A 22522-nucleotide genomic window follows, 5' to 3' on the forward strand; every position below is an offset into this window, starting at 1 on the left:
TCTTTTTTAAGTTGAAACCCCGGATGCCATTTGACATCCGGAGTGTATTTATTTAACCAATTTTCTCCAATGCTTGTTCAAAATCAGCAATAATATCATCAATGTGCTCAATTCCAACTGAAACACGTAATTGAGAAGGGTAAACACCGGCTGCACGCTGTGCTTCTTCCGGTAATTGCTGGTGTGTAGTGGCAGCAGGCTGGATAATCAGCGTTTTTGCATCACCCACGTTTGCTAAATGGCTAACAAGTTCAAGGTTGTTTACCACCTGATTGGCTGATTCAACATCACCTTTTACAATGAAGTTGAGCACACTTCCAGCACCTTTTTTAAGATACTTTTTGGCCAATTCGTATGAAGAACTGCTCTTTAACCCCGGATAGTTTACACTTTCAACCTTAGGATGCTTCTCCAGCCATTCTGCTAATTTTTGTGCATTTTCAACATGTCTTTCCAGTCGCAAAGATAAAGTTTCCAACCCTTGAAGCAATAAGAAAGAATTGAAAGGACTAATTGCAGGGCCAAAATCACGAAGGCCTTCAACTCTGGCTTTTATTATAAAAGCGATGTTTCCAAATGGACCGTCGAAATTGAATATATCCCAATACTTTAATCCATGGTAACCTTCTGATGGCTCGGTGAATCCTGGAAATTTGCCATTACCCCAGTTGAAATTCCCAGCGTCAACAATTACCCCACCAATGCTGGTTCCATGTCCACCAATCCACTTGGTAGCTGATTCCACTACAATGTTGGCACCGTGTTCAATTGGCTTGAATAAGTATCCTGCTCCTGCAAAAGTATTATCAACAATCAATGGGATTTCGTGTTTCTTTGCCAGATCGCCAAATGCATCAAAATCAGGAATAACATAGCCTGGATTTCCAATTGTTTCCAGATAAATTGCTTTTGTGTTTTTGTCAATCAACTTTTCAAAAGCTTCAATTGTCAAGTCTTCTGCCAGTCGAGCTTCAATGCCTTGCTTTTTAAATGAGACTGTAAATTGGTTGTAAGAGCCACCATACAGGAAAGGGGAACTTACAAAATTATCACCAATACCAAGAAGGGTATTGAACACAAGAAACTGTGCCGCATGACCGGAGGCAACAGCTAACGCAGCTGCACCTCCTTCAAGAGCAGCAATACGTTGTTCAAATACATCCTGAGTCGGATTCATGATCCGTGTGTATATATTTCCGAATTCTTTCAATGCAAATAAGTTGGCTGCGTGGTCAGCATCTTTAAACACATATGAACTTGTTTGATAGATTGGGACCGCTCGTGAGCCGGTTACTGGATCTGGTTCCTGACCTGCATGTAATTGCAGTGTTTCAAATTTTAAATTTTTGGTAGTCATTGTACTAATTTTTGTATGTTAATTATTAAAAAATGTCTTGTGTATTTCTTCGATCGCTTTGTTCTTATCATTTTCATCAACAATCAGGTAACTGACTAGATCAGAAGCACCTGATCCACTCAAACGAACATTGATTTTGTTATTGGCAACTGCAACAAACAACTGAGCAGAAATACCGTGATTATCTTGCATTCCGTGTCCGATAATTGCAATGAGCGATACTTTATCATTGATCGTAATTTCACTTACAGATGGAAGACTCAGCGCATAAGTTATTGCACGGGCAGCTTCGATCGATTTTTTATCAATGATGATGTTTATACTTGTTTGTGCAGTAATCACCGAGCGAATATTGATTTGTTGCTTGCTAAATGCAGTAGTTACAAGCGCCAGAATTCCAAGTTTGAAACCAACGCCAGGACCATTTAAACTTAGAATGGCTATGTCGTCGCTATGTGCAACACTTTTAACTACATTTTTTGAAACAATGTTTTTTGAATTTATCGTGGTTCTTAAAACTTTCTGTCCATCAATAAGTTCAAAAACTTTAATTGGTATGTGCTTGTCAATGAGTGGTTCAACAATTCGTGGATGTACTGACGATTGATTGAAATAGGAAAGTTCAGATGCTTCAGCGTAGGTTAAGCTTTCAATAAATTCAGCCTCCGAAACAATAGTTGTATCAGCTGTTTTAAAAGCTCTGCCAATTTGCCAAAGCTCGAGATGTTGGTTGTCAAATATTGAAGCTAAAGCAGCAGCTGTGTAGTCAGAGGCACGTGCTCCCAACCTGGTGATTTTGCCTTGCTGATTTGCTCCGTATGAACCAGGAATAATGCTTATTTGGGCGAAATCAAACGATTTAATTTTTTCACCAGATTCGTTTAATAACACGCTTGCGTTGCCATATTCATCAGAAACCTGAAGTCCAAATTCTTCGGGCAAAGTCAATTCCGCGTGAATTGAGTTTTGCTCAAGGATGCTGACCAAAATAATAGCTGTAATTCTTTCAGAAAAACTGATGATAACATCTTGCAGAGCGAGCGAATAATCTCCGGTAAACTCAATGCCTTTCAGTAAGGTTTCAAGTGTAGATAATTCCTCGCTTAATTTTGTTTGATTTTTATTCGTTGGTAGTGATAGGGTTTCGATAATTCGATTTATATCGGTAATAATTCTTTGATGACCTAAACTACCTGTTTTTATAAGATCGAGACCTTTCTCCAAAGTGTCTTGAATTTCTGTGATGGCTGAAACAACAATCAGGTGCTTTTGTGAAGACGATTTCAGAATTTGCTGAAATGATTCGATCACCGATTGATTTTTAATATTGTTTCCGCCAAATCGAACGATAAAATCTGGCATAATTTTCTAAATAAAAGTGATTGGAAAAAAGATTAACTTGAGAATTTGGGCTGCCTTCAATCAATATAAAAATACCGAAAGAAGGCTATCGCATAACCATATGCATGGTAGGCATGACAAACACATTTGAGCTCATAGAAAGAGCTGCAGTGCTAATTGTGTATGTAGAATAATTTGTCATTTTTTGCCTTATAATGATGATGCAAACCTAAGTAATTTTCACTAAAAACAAAACTTATTTAGAAAAAGTTTAAATAATATTACACAAATGTTAAAATTGAAGGATTAAAAAAAGAGAGTCCGGTATCGAACTCTCTTTTGGATGGTTTTGATTTTTAAAATCTTACTTATGGTTTAACCGGATATTGAACTTGTTTAAAACCAAATTCAATAAAATCTTCATCGACCGGTAAAATTATTTTGATGTAAGAAGCTTCGGGGAACGAAGGAAAGAAAACACGTCCCTGCATCGAGTACATACTTTCCAATGTTGTTTTTCTGATGGTGGAACTTTTCCATGAGTCTACTAGCTGAGAAAGGCTTTGTTCTTCAAATTCATTTTCAATTTTTGCCCCCTGAACATCATAAAGTAAGTGTGTCCGATTATGGTTGTTGTGCGGATTGTCGTCTGTTGCAGTAGCAATGCCAGTAGCAATGTCTATTCCGGCTGCAAATAAGGTTAAGCCAAGCTGATTTTTTTGTCTGGCTTCATTTCTGGAAAGTTCTTTTTCCAATTCAAAAATTTCCTCTTCAGGATCAATTGCTGCAATTTTTTCAGGAGTTAATGGGTTTTGTGCTGCGTCATATGCTTCACAATAGAATTCAGCAGGATCAATTAATACAGGCATGTTAGATCGATTTACGATATTGAAATCAAACCAATATTTGTTGTCCATTTGTTTGTCGAAACCTACTTCGTAAATTATTCCATACAACGAGTCAGAAACGAAATTTTGGCCATACAACCACTTTCCATTTTCATTTTCAGGTTCGAGTTTTATAATGTTTTTGGGTCCCGAACAAGATAATGATAGAGAGAATACTAGCAAAGCAAAAAATGTGCGGGTAAATTTTCTTTTCATGGTTGAAAGTTTTCTATGAATGAAAAATATAGCTTTTATTTCTATGTCCACACAAAATTACCAAATCCTATGCCAATGTCAGCTTTTTTTCAGTAAGTCGCCGATTACCACCGATGAACAATAGCATCCAAACAGTGGAGGCATATACGAGATAGTCCCAACTGTCGATTTTTTATTCCGACTTTCTTCTATTTTTATTCTGGACGGATCTACTTCTTCCGGTGAAAAAACAACTTTAAATCCTTTTCGTATTCCAAGCTTATGCAATCTTTTGCGAATCATTCGTGCGAGTTTGCAATTATAACTTTTCGATATGTCCGAAATCTTAATTTGCATCGGGTCAAATTTACCTCCTGCACCCATAGAACTTACAATTGGTAATTTGGATTGCAAACTATGATATATCAAAAATACTTTTGGAGCCAATGTGTCAATAGCGTCAACAACATAGTCATATTTTGACTGGTGCAGAATTTCCACCATTCTTTCATCTTTCAGATATTCATTGATGACGTGGAGTTTCAAATCTGGATTAATGTCTCTAAAACGCTCCGCCAGGATTTCTGCTTTTGGCCGCCCAATATTGCTAATTAACGCTGGAAGTTGCCGGTTCCTGTTCGATGCTTCAACTACATCTCCATCAACAATGGTGAGTTCACCAACTCCTGCGCGACAAAGTTGTTCTGCAGCGTAAGCACCAACACCACCAAGTCCAACCACTAAAACATGTGCTTTTCCAAGCTTCTGGACCCCTTCTTCTCCAACCATTAATTTTGTTCTTTCCTGCCAGTCAATCATGCCTAAAAACCTGTTTGAAATTAGAATATACGATCGTTTTTAATTCTTCAATATTTGCCTGAAGTAATTTTGCGGCAAAAATATAAATAGTTTCGATTTTTTCAGGTGAAATGTCTGTTTCAAAAAATAGTCGATTCAAAGGAATCAAGCTAAGGCTTTTAACCAATTTATCCGGATTTTTTAGAATCGAAGCACCAATTGAAAAGTAAAAGTCATGTTTTATTAATTGCTTTGTGGTTTCTTCATTTCCATTATATCCATGTAGTATCCAGTTAATTGTGCTTTTAGCTTCTTTTTTTAGCCGTATAATATCTGAATAGCTGCGAGCTGAATGAATAATAATTGGTTTATGTAATGTTTCTGCAATCTCAAGCTGTTGCTTGAAAACTTCTTCCTGTTGTTTTAGATCAGTGTCAATGTGTCTGTCAATTCCAAATTCTCCAACAGCAAGCACATTCGGAAGTTTTCCGAGTTCAGAAACTCTCTCAATCATATGAGACGAATTATATTTACCTATTTCCCATGGATGAAAACCTGCAGAATACAGCTTGTTTGAAACAGGATCCCATTCATCCTGAACCTGATGATTTATAATCTCTACAATATCATCAAAGGATGGTTGATGGGTATGGATATCGACAAATCTCATGTTACAAAGTTGCCCAGATTCTTGCCAGGGAAAATCCCGGAGCATCAATTTTCAAGTCAAGAAAGTATCCAAACGGTGTTTGCCAAGTTGTAAATTCTGCATTTTGCAAGCGAACTTCTGCCTGGTCAAACAGTTCTTTAGTGAATTCAGCTGAAGCTTTTGATTCCGATAAATGGGCAAATGAGTGTAAAATAACCTGTTTTGTGTTGTTCTTTCGAGAAGTCCATTTCAAATGATTTACTAATTTCTTTTCCCTGCTTTTAACATCTTTTTCCTCGTCTTCTTTTTCAACTTGAATAAAGGCAAGAATAGCATCTTTTATAGTTTTTCCATCATTAATATCGGGTGCTTCTTCTAAATTTTTTTCAGCAGGAGTGTAGCTGAATTCATTTACATACATAACAAGTACTTTCATTTTTCTGCATTTATTTCAGTCTAAAATAGAATGTTTGAGCTAAAAAACCGTTATTTCATAATCACTTATGCGAATTTAACGTATTTTTGGCATGAATAGAATATTGATTCCCATGAGGTATTTGATGATTGTGTTTGCTTTTTGTTTGTTGGGAACCTATGCTTCAGCACAGATTTCACAAGGCGGAAAACCGATTGATTTTTCAAAACTTAAAAGTGCTTCTTCCCGAAATATAATTGATCTTCCGAAGATAGATAACGAAAGGCTTTTGAAGGCGAGTATAGAGCGTCAAAGCGAGAATAGTTTGAAACCATTTCAATACGGTAAAATTTTTAAGGTCGAAATTACTCCGGAAAATTCAGGGGGATGGAGCTTAGTTGATGATTACCGGATTTGGCAAGTTGAAATTCGGTCTGAAGGCGCTAAGTCCCTAAGTCTTGTGTTCGATAAATATTATTTACCAGAAGGTTCCCGTCTATTCATTTTTTCAGCAGATAAAGCTGATGTGATTGGTGCATTTACTGATCTAAATAATAAAACTACTAAGAAATTATCAACTTCTCCGGTTATTGGTGATGATATAATCGTGCAATACGAAGAACCTTTGAATGCAGAATTTGAAGGAGAATTGTCAATTTATAAAGTCAGTCACGATTTTGTTGGGATTAAAAGTTTAAAAAGTGATCGGAGACCTAAAGGAATTTCAGGTTCTTGTAATGTGAATGTGAATTGCGATATTGGTGATTCACATAAGCTGCAGGCAAATGCAGTCGTTCGCATTTTGATACCTAGAGAAATAACATCTGAGTTATGTTCAGGCACATTAATAAATAATACGAATAATGATGCAACACCTTATGTTTATACTGCTGCTCATTGTATTGAAAATTTGACACAGGCAGATGAAAGCACCTTTTTATTTAACTATGATTCTCCTTATTGTGGAGAGATAGATGGTGATGCCAGCCGCAGTCTAAGCGGAAGTACTCTAAAAGCCAGGGCAGATAGCCTTGATTTTTGTTTGGTTGAAATGAGTGTTCAACCTCCACCTATATACAGACCTTATTTTCTGGGATGGGATCGAAGTGGAAATTTCCCGAATTCTACAGTTTGTATCCATCACCCCTCAGGTGATGTGAAGAAAATAACTGTCGACATACATAGTCCTAAAATACAAACTTATAGTAAAGATTTTCTTAAAGATGGTTTTTGGTATATTGGGAATTGGGAATATGGAACAACAGAAGAGGGGTCATCAGGAGGTGCGTTGATTAATCAAGATGGACATATGGTCGGCAGTTTAACCGGTGGTGCAGCTACATGTGATGATCCAACACGTGATTATTTTGCAAGATTTGATTTGGCCTGGGATTATTATAGTGATAATTCGAAAAGTTTAAAACACTGGTTGGACCCCAATAATAATAGTGGGATGGCACTTGATGGATTAGCTCCTTATTCTGGTCCATTGATGTGTGGAGCTTTTACTAATTTTCGTGATGAAGATGAGCATAAGTTGATCGGGATTACTGAAAATGGTGATTTTAAAGGCTATTGGAGTGGGAATAACGATTATGGATTTATGAATTTTGCTGAAAAATTTGAGCAGGATTCAAGCTGTGATGTTGCTGGCGTTTCTCTGGGGGTTGCTAAAGCAATGACGTTGAGTTCCAGTTCGCAGTCGAAAATTAATATTCAGGTTTATAATGGTGAATTTTTTCCAACCGAGTTAGTTTATGAGCAATCGTACTATCTAAAAGATATTGATCCGGGAGTAATGAACTACTTTGAGTTTAATGAAGTTGCAAAAACCTCCAGTAAGTTTTTTGTTTCATATGAACTCGACATGAAACAAGCAACAGATACATTTTCTGTTTATATGGCAAATAGAACTGTTGATCCTCTTAATTCATACTATATAAAAGACGGGGCGGAGTGGTATACCTTTCCTCAAAAAACAAATGATTCTAATGGTTCAGCTTTGTTGATGGAAGTTGTTTTGTGTAATATTGATATGGAGTTAAGTAACTCTCAGTTGAAAAGTCAGAAGCTTCCGCTGTCAGCATTTCCAAATCCATTAAGTGATGGACATATATTATATCTGAAATTTGATGATGAAGTTCGTCCGGAAAAAGTGGAGATTTATGATCTAATCGGGCAGCAGGTTCCTGTTAAATTTGAACAATTGGATAGTAGATGGCTGCAAGTTGACTTCTCTGGAAATATTCCGGGTACCTATTTGGTTCGTGTATTGGAGCAAAGTAAAAACTACCAAACAAAAATTCTATATCTGGGAAATTAGTCTTTTTGAAAAGAAAAAAGCAGCACAAGGCTGCTTTCATGTCAATTTATGTCTGTGTCAATTTAAAATAGGCAGAAAAGAAAAATACTGATTAAATCGATTCTGTTTCAACTACTTTTGAAAGGATTTCGGAGTACGGAAGTAATAAAAATAACTTACCATCAAAATCAATTTCAGTCCCAGCAAATTGTTTGTAAAGTACCTCATCACCAATTGCAATTTCAGCATTTTCAATAGCACTGATTGCAACAACTTTTGCAGTTTTTTGACTTTCCTTTGCAGAGTCAGGAATAATAATTCCTGAAGTAGTCTTTTGTTCTGATTTGTCTTCTGTAATTTCAAGCAGAACATTTTGATTAATCGGTTGTAATTCCTTCATTTTTACTTTTCTTTTATTGTTTATTTAAAAGGTATTTGTTGATGTTCTCAACAAACATATTCTTAGTTTCCTCTTTTGATCTGCCAATTCCTGCCATCATGACTGGTTTTCCCTCTATTGGAATGTATAAGAATGCAGGAATGCTTTGAATTCCAAATACTCCAGCAAGTTCGCGCTCTTTCTGAGTGTCAATTTTATAGACATTGATTTTTCCGGTAAATTCATTTGAAACTTCTTCCAATATTGGGGAAGCTATTTTACATGGACCACACCAGTCTGCATAAAAATCAATTATGGCAGGTTTGTCTCCTAAATATTTCCACTCCTGTGGAGACTCATTATAGTTCCATACTTCTTTAATAAATTTGTCTTTGGTGAGCATTAGTGTTCCGCCGTCATCAGATTTTGTTGAACTTTCAGTAGCAGTTTGGGTCTCACCTTGTGATTTGTTGTCTTTGGCATTTGAATTACATCCTGCAAAAAGCATAGCAGCCAAAGTCATTGTGAATAGCATTTTTTTCATGATATGATTTTTAATTAATTTCCAATAATTTATTGATACGATCTCGGTCAAAACCAACAATCATTTGACCATTTATTTCTGTTTGTGGTACCCCTTGTTGACCACTTTTCTGAACCATTTTTTGCGCCATATTTTGATCTCTGCTCACATCAATTTCCTTGAATGTGATTTGAGCAGATCTAAGATAACCTTTAAGTGTATTGCACCAGCTGCAAGTTGGTGTTGTATACACAATAACCGTCTTGTTTTTCTTTTGTTCTGCGTTGTTTACATACGAGTTTCCTGATAAAAGATTTTCGTATTGATCGCTCGTTTGAGCACCCTTAACCACATTTGTAAGCTTGCCATCTTTAAATTGTAATAAGCTAGGAGCAGTTGTGATATTGTATACAGGATGTATGTCTTTTACCAAATTTACATCTGCATAATAAACTGTTGTGCTTCCTTTTTCTATATTCTGAACGCGTTCCAAAGCAAGATCACTTTGCTCCATTCCTTTTTTGAAAATGAGTAGCCACAATGTTTTCTCCTGTTTCAAGTGGCTCTTTAATTCTTCATATGATCCTATCGATTTCATTTTTCAAATATAATATATATAAATATATAGAAAAATAGATATCAAACGTCATGCCATTTTTTTCATCAATTTATTTTGTCATGAATTTTATAAATATTAATAGATTTTTTGCAGTCCACGCAACCTTTTACCTGTTCTTGTAATCTTTCAAAAAACAATTTAAAAGGAGAAGAAATATGAAAAGGTTTTTAAAATTTGGCTTAATCGGATTATTCATGGTTAGCATGTTTAGTTGTGATTTGCATGACGATGACGACTATTCGTTAGGTAAGTTTTGGGTTGGGTTTGGCTTAGTAGAAGTCGATGAGTCAGATAGTTCTAATATTACTATTAAAATGGACGATGGCTCTGTCTTATACCCGGTTAGTGGATATTCCTCATGGCAGTACTTGAACGATTTTGACAGGGTATTAGTGAATTATACAATACTGGGAGACAAGTTTGTTGATGAGGAGAATGAAGAATATTACATCAAGGTTAATTCAGTTAAAGATATCTTGTACAAGGGAATTTTCAACATTACGGCTGCAACTGAGGATAGTATCGGAAATGATCCAATACACGTTCACGATGTTTGGAAAGCAAATAATCTATTGACGTTTGAGTTAGACTACTATGGAAATTACATGACTCATTACGTTAATTTGGTTAAAGCACCTGGAGAATTGACAGCTGAAGATGAACCAATAGAACTTGAACTAAGACATAATAACAGGGACGATGAGCCACGATACAACATGTCAGCTCTTGTGACTTTTGATTTATCAAGTATTCAAATCTTAGGTCAGGATTCTGTCCAGTTTAAAGTTACAGGAAAAGATTTTGAAGGAGATAGTTTTAATTACACCGGAGTTTACCATTATTGATGGTTGGTGTCAGCAATTGGTTATGATAGCACCTGTCCTGTTTAGGGCAGGTGTTTTTTTGTGGATAAATGATCTTTTATTATTCTATTCAAAAGTGTAATTTTCAGACCCTGTACGTAGACTTAGTATACACAACTGAAAACTTACATATTTATGAGAATTTTATTATTTATCGGTATGGCTATTTTTATGGTGGCCTGCGCAAATCAAGAATCAATGACGGAAGAGCAAAAAAACTATGTGCCGGAAACACCAGTTCTTAACTCAGACATTATGACACCCGAAGTGCTCTGGTCTTTTGGTCGGGTTGGTGGTGCTGAACTTTCACCTGATGGGCAGACCGTTTTATATACGGTAACCTATTATAATATTGAGGAGAATAAATCATACAGAGACTTATATACAGTTCCTGTTGATGGTGGAGAATCCACAAGAATAACAGATACTCAGGCTAAAGAGAGTGGTGCAATGTGGAGACCTGATGGACAAAAGATTGGATACTTGTCTGCAGAATCTGGAGATACTCAATTGTGGGAAATTAATCCTGATGGAACTGAGCCGATTCAGATAACTGAAGTTGAGGGGGGAATTTCCGGTTTTAAATATTCACCTGATCAGAAACATATATTCTATGCAAAAGCAGTTAAGTTGGACGATGATATTCATGATTTATTTCCTGATTTACCCAAAGCAAATGCCCGTATTGAAAATGATTTGATGTATCGCCACTGGGATAGTTGGCATGACTATACATACAACCACATTTTTGTGAGTGAATATGGAGATGGAAAAATTGCCAATGGGAAAGATATTTTGGAAGGTGAAAAGTTTGACACTCCTGACAAACCATTTGATGGGTTGGAGCAAGTTAACTGGAGCCCTGATGGGCAAAGCATTGTTTATTCATGCAAGAAGCTAACAGGTAAGGCATATTCGCTTTCTACAAACACCGACATATATCAATATAATTTGAAAACAGCTGAAACCATCAATCTGACTGAAAAAATGATGGGCTATGACAAAAGTCCCGTGTTTTCTCCTGATGGTAAGAAATTGGCATGGACAAGTATGGAGCGCGATGGATATGAGTCAGATCAAACCAGGTTGTTTGTCATGGATATGGAAACTGGCAAAAAAACTAATTATTCAGCAGGTTGGGAGCAAAATGCAGGAGGTCTGAGTTGGTCAAAAGATGGTAATTCAATATTCTTTATTAGTGATATTCATGCTACCGATGAAATTTACCAGCTGCATTTAACAGATGGAAAAATTGAAAGATTGACTGATGGTGTTCACAACTACCAATCAGTTATTGAAGTTGAGGGAGGCAAGTTGGTGGCTCAAAAAGTTTCAATGTCACAACCTGCCGAATTGTATGTAGTTGATGCTACAAATGGCAAAGATCAAGCATTGACAACAGTGAACCAGGGAATACTTGACCAGCTGGAAATGGGAAAGGTTGAGGAACGATGGGTGAAAACAGTTGACGATAAGGATATGTTGGTTTGGGTGATTTATCCTCCACACTTTGATCCAAACAAAAAATATCCGACCCTTTTATATTGTCAGGGAGGACCTCAGGGAACTGTTAGTCAGTTTTGGTCTTACCGCTGGAATTTCCAAATGATGGCTGCGAATGATTACATTATTGTTGCACCAAATAGACGAGGTTTACCTGGCTTTGGAATGGAGTGGTTGGAGCAAATAAGCAAAGACTACGGTGGTTTAAATATTCAGGATTATTTTTCGGCAATTGATGAACTTGCAAAAGAGCCATTTGTTGACGAAAACAGATTGGGAGCTGTCGGTGCCAGCTATGGTGGTTTTTCTGTTAATTACCTGGCTGGACATCACGAAGGACGTTTTAAAGCATTTATTTCGCATTGTGGGATCTTCAACTTTGATCAAATGTATGTCACAACCGAAGAAATGTGGTTTGAGAATTGGGATATCGGTGGTCCGTATTGGGACAAGTCAAATAAGGCAGCACAGAGATCTTATGGATTTTCACCTCATTTGTTTGTTGAGAAATGGGATACTCCAATACTGGTGATCCACGGAGAGAAAGACTTAAGAATCCCGTATACACAAGGAATGGGAGCATTTAATGCTGCAGTTTTACGCGATGTTCCAGCTCAGTTCTTATTCTTCCCGGAAGAAAATCATTGGGTATCCAGTGCACAAAATGGAATTTTGTGGCAACGGGTATTTAAGAATTGGTTGGACAAATGGTTGAAATAGAAATTATCAAATATGGCTATTGATTAAGCGGCTGGAATCAGTCGCTTTTTTTTATTTCAATAAATTGATATTTATCTCTGCTGGATACTTTTTCTTTCAAATATTTGGAACTGATTATTATTTTATCGTGTTTCACTACTGGAAAACTATATTGGTCGGAAATGATGAATAAAGATGAAATTGCAAAGCAGGATATTTTAGTTCATGCACAGAAGTTGTTTCAACAATTTGGATTGAAAAAGACAACGATGGATGAAATTGCTGCATCGTGTGGCAAAGCTAAAAGTACACTTTATCATTACTTTACAAGTAAGGACGAAGTGTATGATGCCGTTATTTTTATGGAAATGACCAATTTGAGAAAGCTTGTTAAAGATCGGGTGGAAGAGCAGAAATCACTAATTGATAAGATAAAAACCTATACCATGGAGTTTTATCGGGAAGTGATTAGTAAAGTTAATCTCTATCGATTAATTCAAAAAGATAATGACTTTCTAGGTGTATCGAAGAAGTACTTTTTGCAAATGATGGAATTTGAGCAATCTTACATAATAGGAATACTTGAAGATGGGTATGATTCCGGAGAATACAGCTCGGTAGAGAAGGAAGATATTCCATGGGTTGCAGAGATGTTTTTAGCGACCTTCTATGGTGTTGTTCAATATGCCATTGAGAAAGATGGTTTTTGCGATGAGGAAAGAATTAGGAAGACCAGTGAGTTATTGGTGCCTAATATATTTGTTTAGACTTTTATGCCTTTAGTGATTTGGTATTGATTGAATTCAATTCTTGTTGATAGATGCCAAAATAGAAAATCGAACACATCTGTTTTAACACAATTATATTGATTATCGGCATCCTTGCTATTGAAAAGATAAATGTTTGATTTCCTATAAAAATTCAATGAGTAAATATTGCTGCTTACTTGTAAGAGTAATGACATCGATTTTTCAGAATAATATTTTTGTATGGAATTGAGGAAGTCGAAGGTGCCTTTTAAAGAATGCTGATTAATCTAGTTGGTTAATTATAAGTTTGTTTGGCATGGTAGTTGTGATGTTGTCGTGAGCCCCATTTCTGAAAAACAAAGGTTAATACAAGTAGATTTTATCTCTAAATAACAGCATGTATGAAACGGTTTGTGTACGCAATATTTCTGTCGATTTTATTTGTATCCTTCACACCCAAGTCAGATTTAGCGGATTTTGAACAATTCGTATTTAGTCAGTTTACTGAGCATTTAAGTAATAGTTTACAGGAAAAAGTTTATTTACAAACAGATAAGCCGTATTATAGTGCTGGTGAAGATATTTGGTTCAAGGGATATTTGGTGAATGCGGCATTAAATACTCCAAATTCGTTAAGTAATTACCTTTATGTAGAGCTTGTTAATAAATCAGATTCGCTAATTTCCAGAATTAAAGTACGTAAAGATTCCTGTGGTTTTGCAGGAAATATCAAGTTAAAACCTGAACTTTCGACAGGTTATTATGCATTACGTGCATATACAAATTGGATGCAAAATACACCATCCGATTTCTACTTCAGCAAAAATATATACATTGGAAATACCATTGACGATCAGGTTTTGTGCGAGATTAATTATGGTATTGTCAATAATGGGAAAGTCCCGGTTAGTATTAGTTTTAAGGATTCGGAATTCACACCATTACGTAGAAAAGACGTTGTTCTTAACGAAAGTTGGAAGAACGCTAAAAAGGATAAATTATCATTTACCACTGATTCAGAAGGAATAATATCCTATCAGATGGAAATTGATTCTGAAAATATTCCTAATAAATATATTGAAGTTTCGATAAACGAAGATGCTCTAAAGTGGAATAAGAAATTGTTTATCCCCGAGTTTAGTGAAGATTTTGATGTTCAGTTTTTCCCTGAAGGCGGCAATTTACTGCCCGATATCATGCAAGTGATTGGAGTAAAAGCAATCGGTGCAGATGGCTTGTCGGTTGAGATTAGTGGAAAAATTTTTACAAATGATGATGAGTTGGTCACCGAATTTTCAACCTGGCATAATGGGATGGGGAAGTGTGTATTTAAACCAAATGCTGGTGAAAGGTATTATGCGTTGGTGAAAATGGGGAATGGAGTTGAGCGACGGTTCTATTTGCCAAAGTTGGAGGAAAAAGGCATTGGAATACATTTGGTAAGTCGTAAAGGAAAGATATTGTATCAGGTATATAATCAGTCTGATGTGCCGAATAATTCATTGTTCATTTTGGCACATGTGAGAGGGATGGTTTACGCTCTGCAGCCATTGGGCGATTTAATGTCTGGTCAAATTGATGAATCCTTGTTTCCTGCAGGAATTGTCACTTTTTCTATAGTAGATATAGCCAGTAAAGTGTACGCTGAGAGACTATTCTTTAAAATACCAGAAGCATTCCCAATAGTTAATCTTCAAAGCGATAAACGTGTATATGGCAGACGTGAACCAGTTCGGTTGGATATTGCAGTAAAATCATCCGATGGAGAACCTGTTGTAGGCAATTTCTCACTAAGTGTGACCGATAGTCGCACAGTGAAACAAGATACCCTTACTGACAATATTATTAGCAACTTATTACTGTCCTCCGATATAAAAGGATACATTGAAGAGCCTGCGTCTTATTTTACTGATCAGTCACATGTGGGAGAGGAAAAATTAGATTTGCTAATGTTGACTCAGGGCTGGAGGCGTTTTAAAACTGAGGATGTACTTAAAGGTGAAATTTTTCCGCCAACCCATTATATGGAAGCAAGTCAGGTTATATCTGGAAGGCTTAAAAATACATTTGGAAAAGCTCCAAAGACTAACGACGTCTATTTGTATTCGGATTATAAAGACATATTCAGAAAGACTAAATCTGACGACGAGGGAAGGTATTATTTTGATGGGCTCGAATTTCCAGATAGCACTTACTTTATGGTGAAAGCAGAAAGAAAAAAGAGCTTGACAGAAGTGAAGGTTGTTCCGGAAATATTAACTTTTGAGGATCCCAAATGCTTTATTCCAATACCCCGGGCCAGGAAGGTGGAAATTCCTGAAGAATATTTTCAGCAGAGCAAAGAAAAATATTTTTACGAGGGAGGTATGCGAGTTATCAATTTGGATGAAGTAACTGTTACAGCGGAAGAAAAGGAAAAGAATGTAAAGAAATTTTACTATTCAGGGGCAGAGTCGGCTAAACTTTCGAGGGAGGATGTTGACAAGTACCCTTCTATGGGTGCAATGGATTTGATCGACAGACTTCCTGGTGTAAACGTAAGTGGGGATCATGTTATGGTTCGAAGTTTTGGTGATGCAATTGTGCTAATTGATGGGATTGTTGCTGAGATTGATTTCGTGAAAGGATTTACTGCGCGTGATATCGAGGAGGTAGCGGTATTTAAAGATTCGAAAGCAGCGATGTTTGGATCCAGAGGTGCAAATGGAGCTGTTGCAATTACCCTACGAAGAGGTGCAGAGCGTGGACTAAATCTTGAACTTGCCGTTAATACCGAGCGTATAATGCCTATGGGATATCAAAAAAAATCTGAGTTTTATGTTCCCAAATATCAAGTAGAAAGCGTGCGTAACAACTCACAACCGGATTATAGGACCACGATTTATTGGAATCCCGGTATCGATACGGATAGCACTGGCGTTGCTCATGTTAAGTTTTATACTGCAGATATGCCAAATGATTATCATGTTGTATTGGAAGGAATTTCAACCGATGGTGAAATTTGCCGATATACAGGAAAACTTACCAGAAATTAGTATCAGCTAAAAATGAAGAGCGAGTCAGATTAACCGATTCGCTTTTTATAGTTTTTGAGTAGTGCTGTTTCTGTATGAGACAGCGATTTTAGTAAAATTTCTCCCAAAGCAATATTTTCAATTAAACCAAGCAGTCAATTTAACCTGAGTTTCGGAATCAGGTTTCAGAATGCAATGTAATATATCCAAATTTTATATTGCGGAATTGTAACATTTGGTACAAAATTTATGTATGATTCAAAAGATATTTACTGCATAAAAGTTTGATCAACCAATTGCTATGTTAAAACAACTACTTCCTCCTAAAAAATGGCAGCTTCCGGTAATTTTCATTTTAAGCATATTTGCAGGTCTGGTTTTATTTCTGCTTTATGTTTCAAAAGCACACTCATATCTTAGCGACCGACCTGAGACCTGTACCAACTGCCATATTATGGCACCGCAATACGCTACCTGGACGCACAGTTCTCATCGTGAGGTTGCCCACTGCAACGACTGCCATGTTCCGCACAATAACGTATTCAACAAATATTATTTTAAAGCGAAGGATGGATTGCGTCACGCTACAATTTTCACTTTAAGGAAAGAGCCTCAGGTAATCTATATTCATGAAGAAGGGGCTGAAGTAGTCCAAAATAATTGTATACGCTGTCATCAGAAATTGTTGGAAGATCCCAAATTGGTTGGAAATGTTGAAGCACACAAAGCTCATCGCGAAGACAGGCGATGTGTTGAATGTCATCGCAAAGTACCACATGGACGTGTAAATAGCATCTCGAGTGTACCCAATGCCCGCGTACCACTGCCCGAGAGCCCTGTTCCGAACTGGATAAAACAATACATAAAAAATAACTAAAACAGAATCATGAGTGCAAAACAAAAACTAACCGAGAAACGCCCCTGGCTGGCGTGGGTATTTTTTCTAACAACTGTTGTTGTGGTTTTCTTCCTCGGATTACTCGCTTCATCAATTGTTGAGCGAAGAACTGAAGCGGCTTACGTTAATGTTCCGAAAGCAGAAATTGGCAAGTTCGAACCACGAAATGAAGTGTGGGGACAGAATTATCCCCGCGAGTTTCAATCGTATTACGGAACGGCTGATACCAGCTACCGGAGTAAATATAACGGTAATGCCATGATCGACATGCTTGAAGTTGATCCAAGACTGGTTGTTCTGTGGGCCGGTTATGGCTTCTCGAAGGATTATAATCAAGGACGAGGTCACTATTATGCAATAACTGATATTCAAAATACATTGCGCACCGGTGCGCCCAAAAAACCTTCAGAGGGACCGATGCCGGCAACCTGTATGACTTGTAAAAGCCCTGATGTACCACGGCTGATGAATGAACGTGGAGTGGCTCAGTTTTACACCGGTGCCTGGGCCGAATTAGGAGCAGAGGTGGTAAATCCGATCGGTTGTGCCGATTGTCATGATAATGAAACAATGAACCTAACGATTACTCGCCCTGCTTTGGTAGAAGCTTTTGAACGCATGGGTAAAGATGTTACAAAAGCCAGCCACCAGGAAATGCGCAGTTTGGTATGTGCTCAATGTCATGTTGAATATTATTTCAATAAGAAAAAAGTGGATGGTGCCCAGTATCTTACTTTTCCATGGGACAACGGATTTAGTGCTGAGGCAATGGAAGAATATTACGACAATATGGAATTTAGCGACTGGACACATGCCATGAGCAAAGCACCAATGCTGAAAGCGCAACATCCGGGATATGAAATCTACATGACTGGAATACATGCTCAACGCGGAGTATCGTGTGCCGATTGCCACTTGCCATACAAGAGCGAGGGAGGACAGAAATTTACCGACCATCATATGCAGTCGCCGCTAAACAATATTGCCAACTCGTGCCAGGTTTGCCACCGCGAAGAGGCAGGAACTTTATTGGCTAATGTGTATGAGCGTCAGGATAAAATTATTGAAAACCGTGACAAGCTGGAAGAATTGTTGGTTCGTGCCCATGTTGAGGCCAAAAAGGCCTGGGATCTCGGAGCCAGCGAAACTCAAATGAAAGATATTTTAACCGGAATACGTCATGCTCAATGGCGCTGGGATTACGCTGCGGCCAGTCATGGAGGATCGTTCCATTCGCCTGTTGAAGTAGGTCGTGTAATTTCAACCGGAATTACCATTGCCCAGGAAACACGAATTGAGATGGCACGCTTACTGGCAGATCTTGGATTTAACAAGGCTATTCCTTATCCTGATATTTCAAGCAAAGCAAAAGCACAGGAGTTTATCGGACTGGATATGAAAAAACTGAACGAAGAAAAACAGGATTTCCTGAAAACCATCGTTCCAAAATGGATGGAAGAAGCGGAAGAACGTGAGAAAACTTACGATGCTGTTGTAAAGTTGCAGGAATAATAAAACCTAATCTCGAAAATTATGAATAATTCCAGAATTGCCATTTTGGTAATAGTGATTATGAGTGTTTCTTTTGCTGCAAAAGCACAGTTTTCACTATCGGGAGAATACAGGCCTCGAACCGAATTGAGCCGGGGCTACAAATCGCTTGCTGTTGAAGATCAAAAAGCATCGTTGATTACCTCGCAACGTACACGGCTAAATGCCATGTTCAAAAACGAATACATTAATACCAGCCTGGTATTACAAGATGTCAGGCAATGGGGGAGTCAGCCGCAATTGGTGGGCAACGAAGATTTTTCAATTTCGGTTCACCAGGCATGGGCCGAGGTGTTATTTACGCCTCAGTTTTCACTGAAAGCAGGACGGCAGGAAGTAGTTTACGATGACCATCGTATTTTTGGAAACGTGGGTTGGGCTCAGCAGGCACGCTCGCACGACCTGGCCATTTTTAAATACGAAGACGAAATAAAACTGCATTTTGGTATTGCACATAACGAAAACAGCAACATCACCGATGACATTTACAATGGGCCTGACGCTTACAAAGACCTTCAGTTTCTGTGGTTTAATAAAAGCTGGGAGAAGAGTGCACTGAGTTTGATGCTTTTGAACAACGGAGTTCCGTATATGCAAGAGGTAGAACAGAAAAATCGATACAGTCAAACCATTGGTGGAAGATATACCACCAATATTGAAGAGGTAAAACTGGCCGGTAATCTTTATTTGCAAACCGGAAAACATGTTTCGGGAGCAGAGATTAGCGCATTGAACTTATTATTTGAAGCCGCTTTTAAAAACTTTGTTGTGGGATATGAACGTCTTTCAGGAACCGATTACAACGAAACAGATAAATATAAATCGTTTACGCCACTATACGGAACCAACCATAAATTTAATGGTTTTATGGATTATTTCTATGTTGGCAGTCACATCGGATCGGTGGGATTAAACGATATTTATTTGAAATACAAGTACGCGAAAGATCAGTTTGTATTTGATGCGCATCTGCATTATTTTGGAGCCGCAGCCGAAGTTGCTGCTGATGCTTCTAATTATTTGGGTACCGAGCTCGACCTTTCCGGTAAATGGATCGTAAATCCGTTCACGTCAATTACGCTTGGTTACTCAACGATGTTTGCTGGCGATTCGATGGAAATTCTAAAAGGAGGCGATCGTTCTGTGGGGCAGCATTGGGCTTACCTGATGTTATCTGTTACGCCGTCTCTTATAAAATAGGATCAGGCAAATAGAAGTATTAGGTAATTTATATTTTACCCGGTCGCCCGGTTTTACGATAGCCGTGTTTTTTTGATCACCACGGCAATCGTTCAACTTGTGGAGTATGCAAATTTTAGTTCTTTTCATGTCTGTTAAATGTCTGTCAGTGTTTGCATGTATATTAAACAGATAAATTTAAAATGTAAATCACTCAATGACAGTGATTTACATTTCTTGGTGGAGATGTGTGGAACTGAACCTTCGTCCCTGACACCACCGTTGTAATGTATATATAATCAGTATTTTAGTACTAATTTCAGGACACCACCCAACCTCTAATATTTCATGTTGGTCGTAAATAGTCAACCAAAACACTTGTAACTATCCACCAACAAATATAAACCTTACTACCTGATTTTCGGAACCATATAATTGATTTTTTGGGTAACCGACACCACCTGACCAATGATACCGATTTGGTGGTGTCCCGCCAATTAACTTGTCGAAGACCCTGAACCTTCTTCAGTCGGGTCCACATCCCCTACGGGTTATAAATGGTTGTTTTCATGATGATTACACCGATGATGTCACGCCAATTAAGTTGTCATCGGACTCAGATCAAAAATTTCGACCATCAAAATCGGGTGTATTGGTGTTAACTACTATTATTCAATAACTTACATTGATTTGAAGTTAAATTAACTGTCCCCTATATATAGGTGTTCTCCTATTGGTATCATTATGTATTGGTGGTAGTAGTAATAATCAATATAGAAGTAATTAGATAATTAAAATACTATATAGGGAACCATTAATTATAGAATACTACTAATATTATTACAATTAGTTAATTATTAATAGATTACTACTACTAATATTACTATTTCAATTGGTGTTATCTTCTTATTTTCCTCTCCAATTACCCCTGACACCACCCGACACCACCGTTTTATCAGTATAACGTTTATAACTTTATATTTTTATTGGGTTAAATACCTTATTTGCAGTCAAATAAACACTTTTTAAATCAGGATAAACCAAATTTTTCCTTCACTTTGTAGATGTAATTGGGGGAACACCCAACGACACGGGATATTTTACGGATTCCAATACCTTCATCCAACAGTTCCACTATCTTTTTCACCTTTGGTTTGGACTTAAATTTTTCAAGTGTTTCGACTGACCCTTGTTTATGACCTCGATACTTTCCTTCAAGTTTACCTCTTTCAACCCCCAACATTGTACGTTCCCTAATTTGGTGGTATTGAAATTCACTCAACGAGGACAACAGGTTAATCATCAATCCCGTCATGGGTGTTTGTTTACTATACTCGTCAAGTGTTGTTATACCTTCTGTTTTTGACGTTATAGGGACTTTAAATTGGTGGATGTGGTTTATAGTGTTCAATATATCGGTGGTGTTACGACCTAACCTGTCAATACGTAACACAATCACTTCTTTAATCTTACCCCGTTCGATGTCTTGAAGTAGTTTTTTACCTGAAGGACGGTCACTAAACATCACCCGTCCACTAACACCACGGTCTTCATACACCTTCCAACCATCTTCAATCCTATCAACCTGATTACCCAACGAGTTCAAATATGTCGAAGTTCTCATATAGTATCCAATCGTTGACCCCATATCTGTTATTATTTAAGATTATTAAATCTGATATAAAGTTTTTACTTTTATACCCTACTACAAATATACTGGTAATAATCTGGAATCCAGAATGTTAGGACATTTATTATTAAAAAGATACATATTGACCCGACACCACCAAACCGTTAACGTTTACCCTATGATCCAAAATAGTAAACCCCAACCGACAAGACACCACCTGTCTGTGGACACCACCGTCCCCCCAACCTTCCCCATGGGTGGATGGATGGGTAACCTGTCTTAATACCCCCCACCTGAATAATCTAAATATGGGGTACAGTACCCTTCGTAAAATTTTCGGGTAAATTTTTGTTTAATGGTGTCTGATACTTTATGGTGGTGTATAGATGGGGGTATTTAGGTGGTGGTGTCTTTGATGGGTTAGTATTTGGAAAGATTTGAGTATCCATGTTTTTTTAGAAAGAAGAAATAATCACCAATTACCTTATAAATAAAAAAAATATAATTTCTTCTGATTTGTTAGTGTTTGACTTCAAATGCATTTGGACACATTTTGATCTAAATTTAAGAGATACTTTTCAGGTTTGAAAATTTTATGTAAATGATTTTAATGAACTGTTGGAAACTCATTCGAGTTTTCAATAGTTAGGTTTTAATTACAGCTCTGATTTGATTTTTACTCCTTTCTTTTAACGTTTCATTTTTGATTTGTTTCCGACGTTCAAGTAATTGATTTACTCGCCCAAAATACACATCAGCCGGAGTAACATTTTGCAACGATTCATGATATCGTTGGTTGTTGTAATAATCTACAAAGGCTTTCAGTTTCACACGTAAATCGTTAGGGAAAAAGTAATTCTCCAGCTTGACAACATTCTTCATCGTTCGGTGATGTCGTTCAATCTTTCCCTGTGTTTGCGGATGATACGGCGCTCCACGAACATGTTTCATATCGTTGTCGTCGATAAACT

Annotated in this window: 19 protein-coding genes; 8 read left to right on the plus strand and 11 right to left on the minus strand. The window is 37.3% G+C overall.

All coding sequences use genetic code 11. The annotated features are described in order from the left end of the window. Window positions 1–52: 52 nt before the first annotated feature. The 6 genes from ACUNWD_RS18230 to ACUNWD_RS18255 form a co-directional block, all read right to left on the minus strand. Window positions 53–1357, minus strand: coding sequence for an O-acetylhomoserine aminocarboxypropyltransferase/cysteine synthase family protein (locus ACUNWD_RS18230; RefSeq protein WP_445589291.1), 1305 nt, complete (start codon window positions 1355–1357; stop codon window positions 53–55). A gap of 18 nt (window positions 1358–1375) precedes the next feature. Next, window positions 1376–2719: an ACT domain-containing protein gene (locus ACUNWD_RS18235; RefSeq protein WP_445589292.1), complete on the minus strand. Its 1344-nt coding sequence runs from the start codon at window positions 2717–2719 to the stop codon at window positions 1376–1378. 347 nt (window positions 2720–3066) lie between these two features. Next, window positions 3067–3801: a hypothetical protein gene (locus tag ACUNWD_RS18240; RefSeq protein WP_445589293.1), complete on the minus strand. Its 735-nt coding sequence runs from the start codon at window positions 3799–3801 to the stop codon at window positions 3067–3069. A gap of 78 nt (window positions 3802–3879) precedes the next feature. Continuing rightward, window positions 3880–4599: a tRNA threonylcarbamoyladenosine dehydratase gene (locus ACUNWD_RS18245; protein ID WP_445589294.1), complete on the minus strand. Its 720-nt coding sequence runs from the start codon at window positions 4597–4599 to the stop codon at window positions 3880–3882. Then, window positions 4592–5248, minus strand: coding sequence for a TatD family hydrolase (locus ACUNWD_RS18250; protein WP_445589295.1), 657 nt, complete (start codon window positions 5246–5248; stop codon window positions 4592–4594). Before ACUNWD_RS18250 ends, ACUNWD_RS18245 begins: the two co-directional genes overlap by 8 nt. Before the next feature lies 1 nt (window position 5249). Further along, entirely contained in the window at window positions 5250–5663 is a 414-nt protein-coding gene (locus ACUNWD_RS18255; RefSeq protein WP_445589296.1) for a threonyl-tRNA synthetase editing domain-containing protein, read from the minus strand. A gap of 91 nt (window positions 5664–5754) precedes the next feature. On the opposite strand from ACUNWD_RS18255, the gene ACUNWD_RS18260 reads away from it, so the two are divergent. Continuing rightward, window positions 5755–7965, plus strand: coding sequence for a trypsin-like peptidase domain-containing protein (locus ACUNWD_RS18260; protein WP_445589297.1), 2211 nt, complete (start codon window positions 5755–5757; stop codon window positions 7963–7965). A gap of 91 nt (window positions 7966–8056) precedes the next feature. On the opposite strand, the gene ACUNWD_RS18265 is transcribed toward ACUNWD_RS18260, so the two are convergent. The 3 genes from ACUNWD_RS18265 to ACUNWD_RS18275 are packed head-to-tail and all read right to left on the minus strand — an operon-like array spanning window position 8057 to window position 9444. Further along, on the minus strand, window positions 8057–8344 hold the full coding sequence (locus tag ACUNWD_RS18265; protein ID WP_445589298.1) for a GroES family chaperonin: 288 nt from the start codon (window positions 8342–8344) through the stop codon (window positions 8057–8059). Window positions 8345–8357: 13 nt separating this feature from the next. Next, window positions 8358–8867 carry a thioredoxin domain-containing protein gene (locus ACUNWD_RS18270; protein WP_445589299.1) on the minus strand — a complete coding sequence of 170 codons (510 nt, stop codon included), beginning with the start codon at window positions 8865–8867 and terminating at the stop codon, window positions 8358–8360. 10 nt (window positions 8868–8877) lie between these two features. Continuing rightward, the gene (locus ACUNWD_RS18275; protein WP_445589300.1) at window positions 8878–9444 is read right to left on the minus strand and encodes a glutaredoxin domain-containing protein; all 567 of its coding nucleotides are present in this window, start codon (window positions 9442–9444) and stop codon (window positions 8878–8880) included. Window positions 9445–9620: 176 nt separating this feature from the next. Between ACUNWD_RS18275 and ACUNWD_RS18280 the strand changes: the two genes are divergently transcribed. The 7 genes from ACUNWD_RS18280 (at window position 9621) to ACUNWD_RS18310 (ending at window position 19942) form a co-directional block, all read left to right on the plus strand. After that, on the plus strand, window positions 9621–10310 hold the full coding sequence (locus ACUNWD_RS18280) for a NigD-like protein (protein ID WP_445589301.1): 690 nt from the start codon (window positions 9621–9623) through the stop codon (window positions 10308–10310). A gap of 153 nt (window positions 10311–10463) precedes the next feature. Next, window positions 10464–12551 carry a prolyl oligopeptidase family serine peptidase gene (locus ACUNWD_RS18285; RefSeq protein ID WP_445589302.1) on the plus strand — a complete coding sequence of 696 codons (2088 nt, stop codon included), beginning with the start codon at window positions 10464–10466 and terminating at the stop codon, window positions 12549–12551. 161 nt (window positions 12552–12712) lie between these two features. Next, complete coding sequence (locus ACUNWD_RS18290) at window positions 12713–13297, plus strand: TetR/AcrR family transcriptional regulator (RefSeq protein WP_445589303.1); 585 nt, start codon at window positions 12713–12715, stop codon at window positions 13295–13297. 383 nt (window positions 13298–13680) lie between these two features. After that, window positions 13681–16314, plus strand: coding sequence for a TonB-dependent receptor plug domain-containing protein (locus ACUNWD_RS18295; RefSeq protein ID WP_445589304.1), 2634 nt, complete (start codon window positions 13681–13683; stop codon window positions 16312–16314). Window positions 16315–16594: 280 nt separating this feature from the next. Continuing rightward, the gene (gene nrfH / locus ACUNWD_RS18300) at window positions 16595–17170 is read left to right on the plus strand and encodes a cytochrome c nitrite reductase small subunit (protein ID WP_445589305.1); all 576 of its coding nucleotides are present in this window, start codon (window positions 16595–16597) and stop codon (window positions 17168–17170) included. Between the two features lie 9 nt (window positions 17171–17179). Further along, complete coding sequence (gene nrfA, locus ACUNWD_RS18305; RefSeq protein WP_445589306.1) at window positions 17180–18703, plus strand: ammonia-forming cytochrome c nitrite reductase; 1524 nt, start codon at window positions 17180–17182, stop codon at window positions 18701–18703. A gap of 21 nt (window positions 18704–18724) precedes the next feature. Beyond that, entirely contained in the window at window positions 18725–19942 is a 1218-nt protein-coding gene (locus ACUNWD_RS18310) for a hypothetical protein (RefSeq protein WP_445589307.1), read from the plus strand. A gap of 1009 nt (window positions 19943–20951) precedes the next feature. Here the strand turns inward: ACUNWD_RS18310 and ACUNWD_RS18315 are convergent. Both ACUNWD_RS18315 and ACUNWD_RS18320 read right to left on the minus strand, forming a co-directional pair. Next, window positions 20952–21569: a recombinase family protein gene (locus ACUNWD_RS18315; protein WP_445589308.1), complete on the minus strand. Its 618-nt coding sequence runs from the start codon at window positions 21567–21569 to the stop codon at window positions 20952–20954. A gap of 627 nt (window positions 21570–22196) precedes the next feature. Beyond that, window positions 22197–22522, minus strand: a 326-nt coding sequence (locus ACUNWD_RS18320) for an integrase core domain-containing protein (RefSeq protein WP_445589309.1), incomplete at its 5' end; no start/stop codon positions are given.

It is taken from the genome of Sunxiuqinia sp. A32 (assembly GCF_052690465.1).

Bases quoted from the DNA above. Each gene is read 5' to 3' on its own strand.
- ACUNWD_RS18270 (WP_445589299.1), bottom strand. From the start codon at position 8,867: ATGAAAAAAATGCTATTCACAATGACTTTGGCTGCTATGCTTTTTGCA.
- ACUNWD_RS18250 (WP_445589295.1), bottom strand. From the start codon at position 5,248: ATGAGATTTGTCGATATCCATACCCATCAACCATCCTTTGATGATATT.
- ACUNWD_RS18265 (WP_445589298.1), bottom strand. From the start codon at position 8,344: ATGAAGGAATTACAACCGATTAATCAAAATGTTCTGCTTGAAATTACA.
- ACUNWD_RS18245 (WP_445589294.1), bottom strand. From the start codon at position 4,599: ATGATTGACTGGCAGGAAAGAACAAAATTAATGGTTGGAGAAGAAGGG.
- ACUNWD_RS18275 (WP_445589300.1), bottom strand. From the start codon at position 9,444: ATGAAATCGATAGGATCATATGAAGAATTAAAGAGCCACTTGAAACAG.
- ACUNWD_RS18295 (WP_445589304.1), top strand. From the start codon at position 13,681: ATGAAACGGTTTGTGTACGCAATATTTCTGTCGATTTTATTTGTATCC.
- ACUNWD_RS18260 (WP_445589297.1), top strand. From the start codon at position 5,755: ATGAATAGAATATTGATTCCCATGAGGTATTTGATGATTGTGTTTGCT.
- ACUNWD_RS18280 (WP_445589301.1), top strand. From the start codon at position 9,621: ATGAAAAGGTTTTTAAAATTTGGCTTAATCGGATTATTCATGGTTAGC.
- ACUNWD_RS18255 (WP_445589296.1), bottom strand. From the start codon at position 5,663: ATGAAAGTACTTGTTATGTATGTAAATGAATTCAGCTACACTCCTGCT.
- ACUNWD_RS18315 (WP_445589308.1), bottom strand. From the start codon at position 21,569: ATGGGGTCAACGATTGGATACTATATGAGAACTTCGACATATTTGAAC.
- ACUNWD_RS18235 (WP_445589292.1), bottom strand. From the start codon at position 2,719: ATGCCAGATTTTATCGTTCGATTTGGCGGAAACAATATTAAAAATCAA.
- nrfH (WP_445589305.1), top strand. From the start codon at position 16,595: ATGTTAAAACAACTACTTCCTCCTAAAAAATGGCAGCTTCCGGTAATT.
- ACUNWD_RS18310 (WP_445589307.1), top strand. From the start codon at position 18,725: ATGAATAATTCCAGAATTGCCATTTTGGTAATAGTGATTATGAGTGTT.
- ACUNWD_RS18230 (WP_445589291.1), bottom strand. From the start codon at position 1,357: ATGACTACCAAAAATTTAAAATTTGAAACACTGCAATTACATGCAGGT.
- nrfA (WP_445589306.1), top strand. From the start codon at position 17,180: ATGAGTGCAAAACAAAAACTAACCGAGAAACGCCCCTGGCTGGCGTGG.
- ACUNWD_RS18285 (WP_445589302.1), top strand. From the start codon at position 10,464: ATGAGAATTTTATTATTTATCGGTATGGCTATTTTTATGGTGGCCTGC.
- ACUNWD_RS18240 (WP_445589293.1), bottom strand. From the start codon at position 3,801: ATGAAAAGAAAATTTACCCGCACATTTTTTGCTTTGCTAGTATTCTCT.
- ACUNWD_RS18290 (WP_445589303.1), top strand. From the start codon at position 12,713: ATGATGAATAAAGATGAAATTGCAAAGCAGGATATTTTAGTTCATGCA.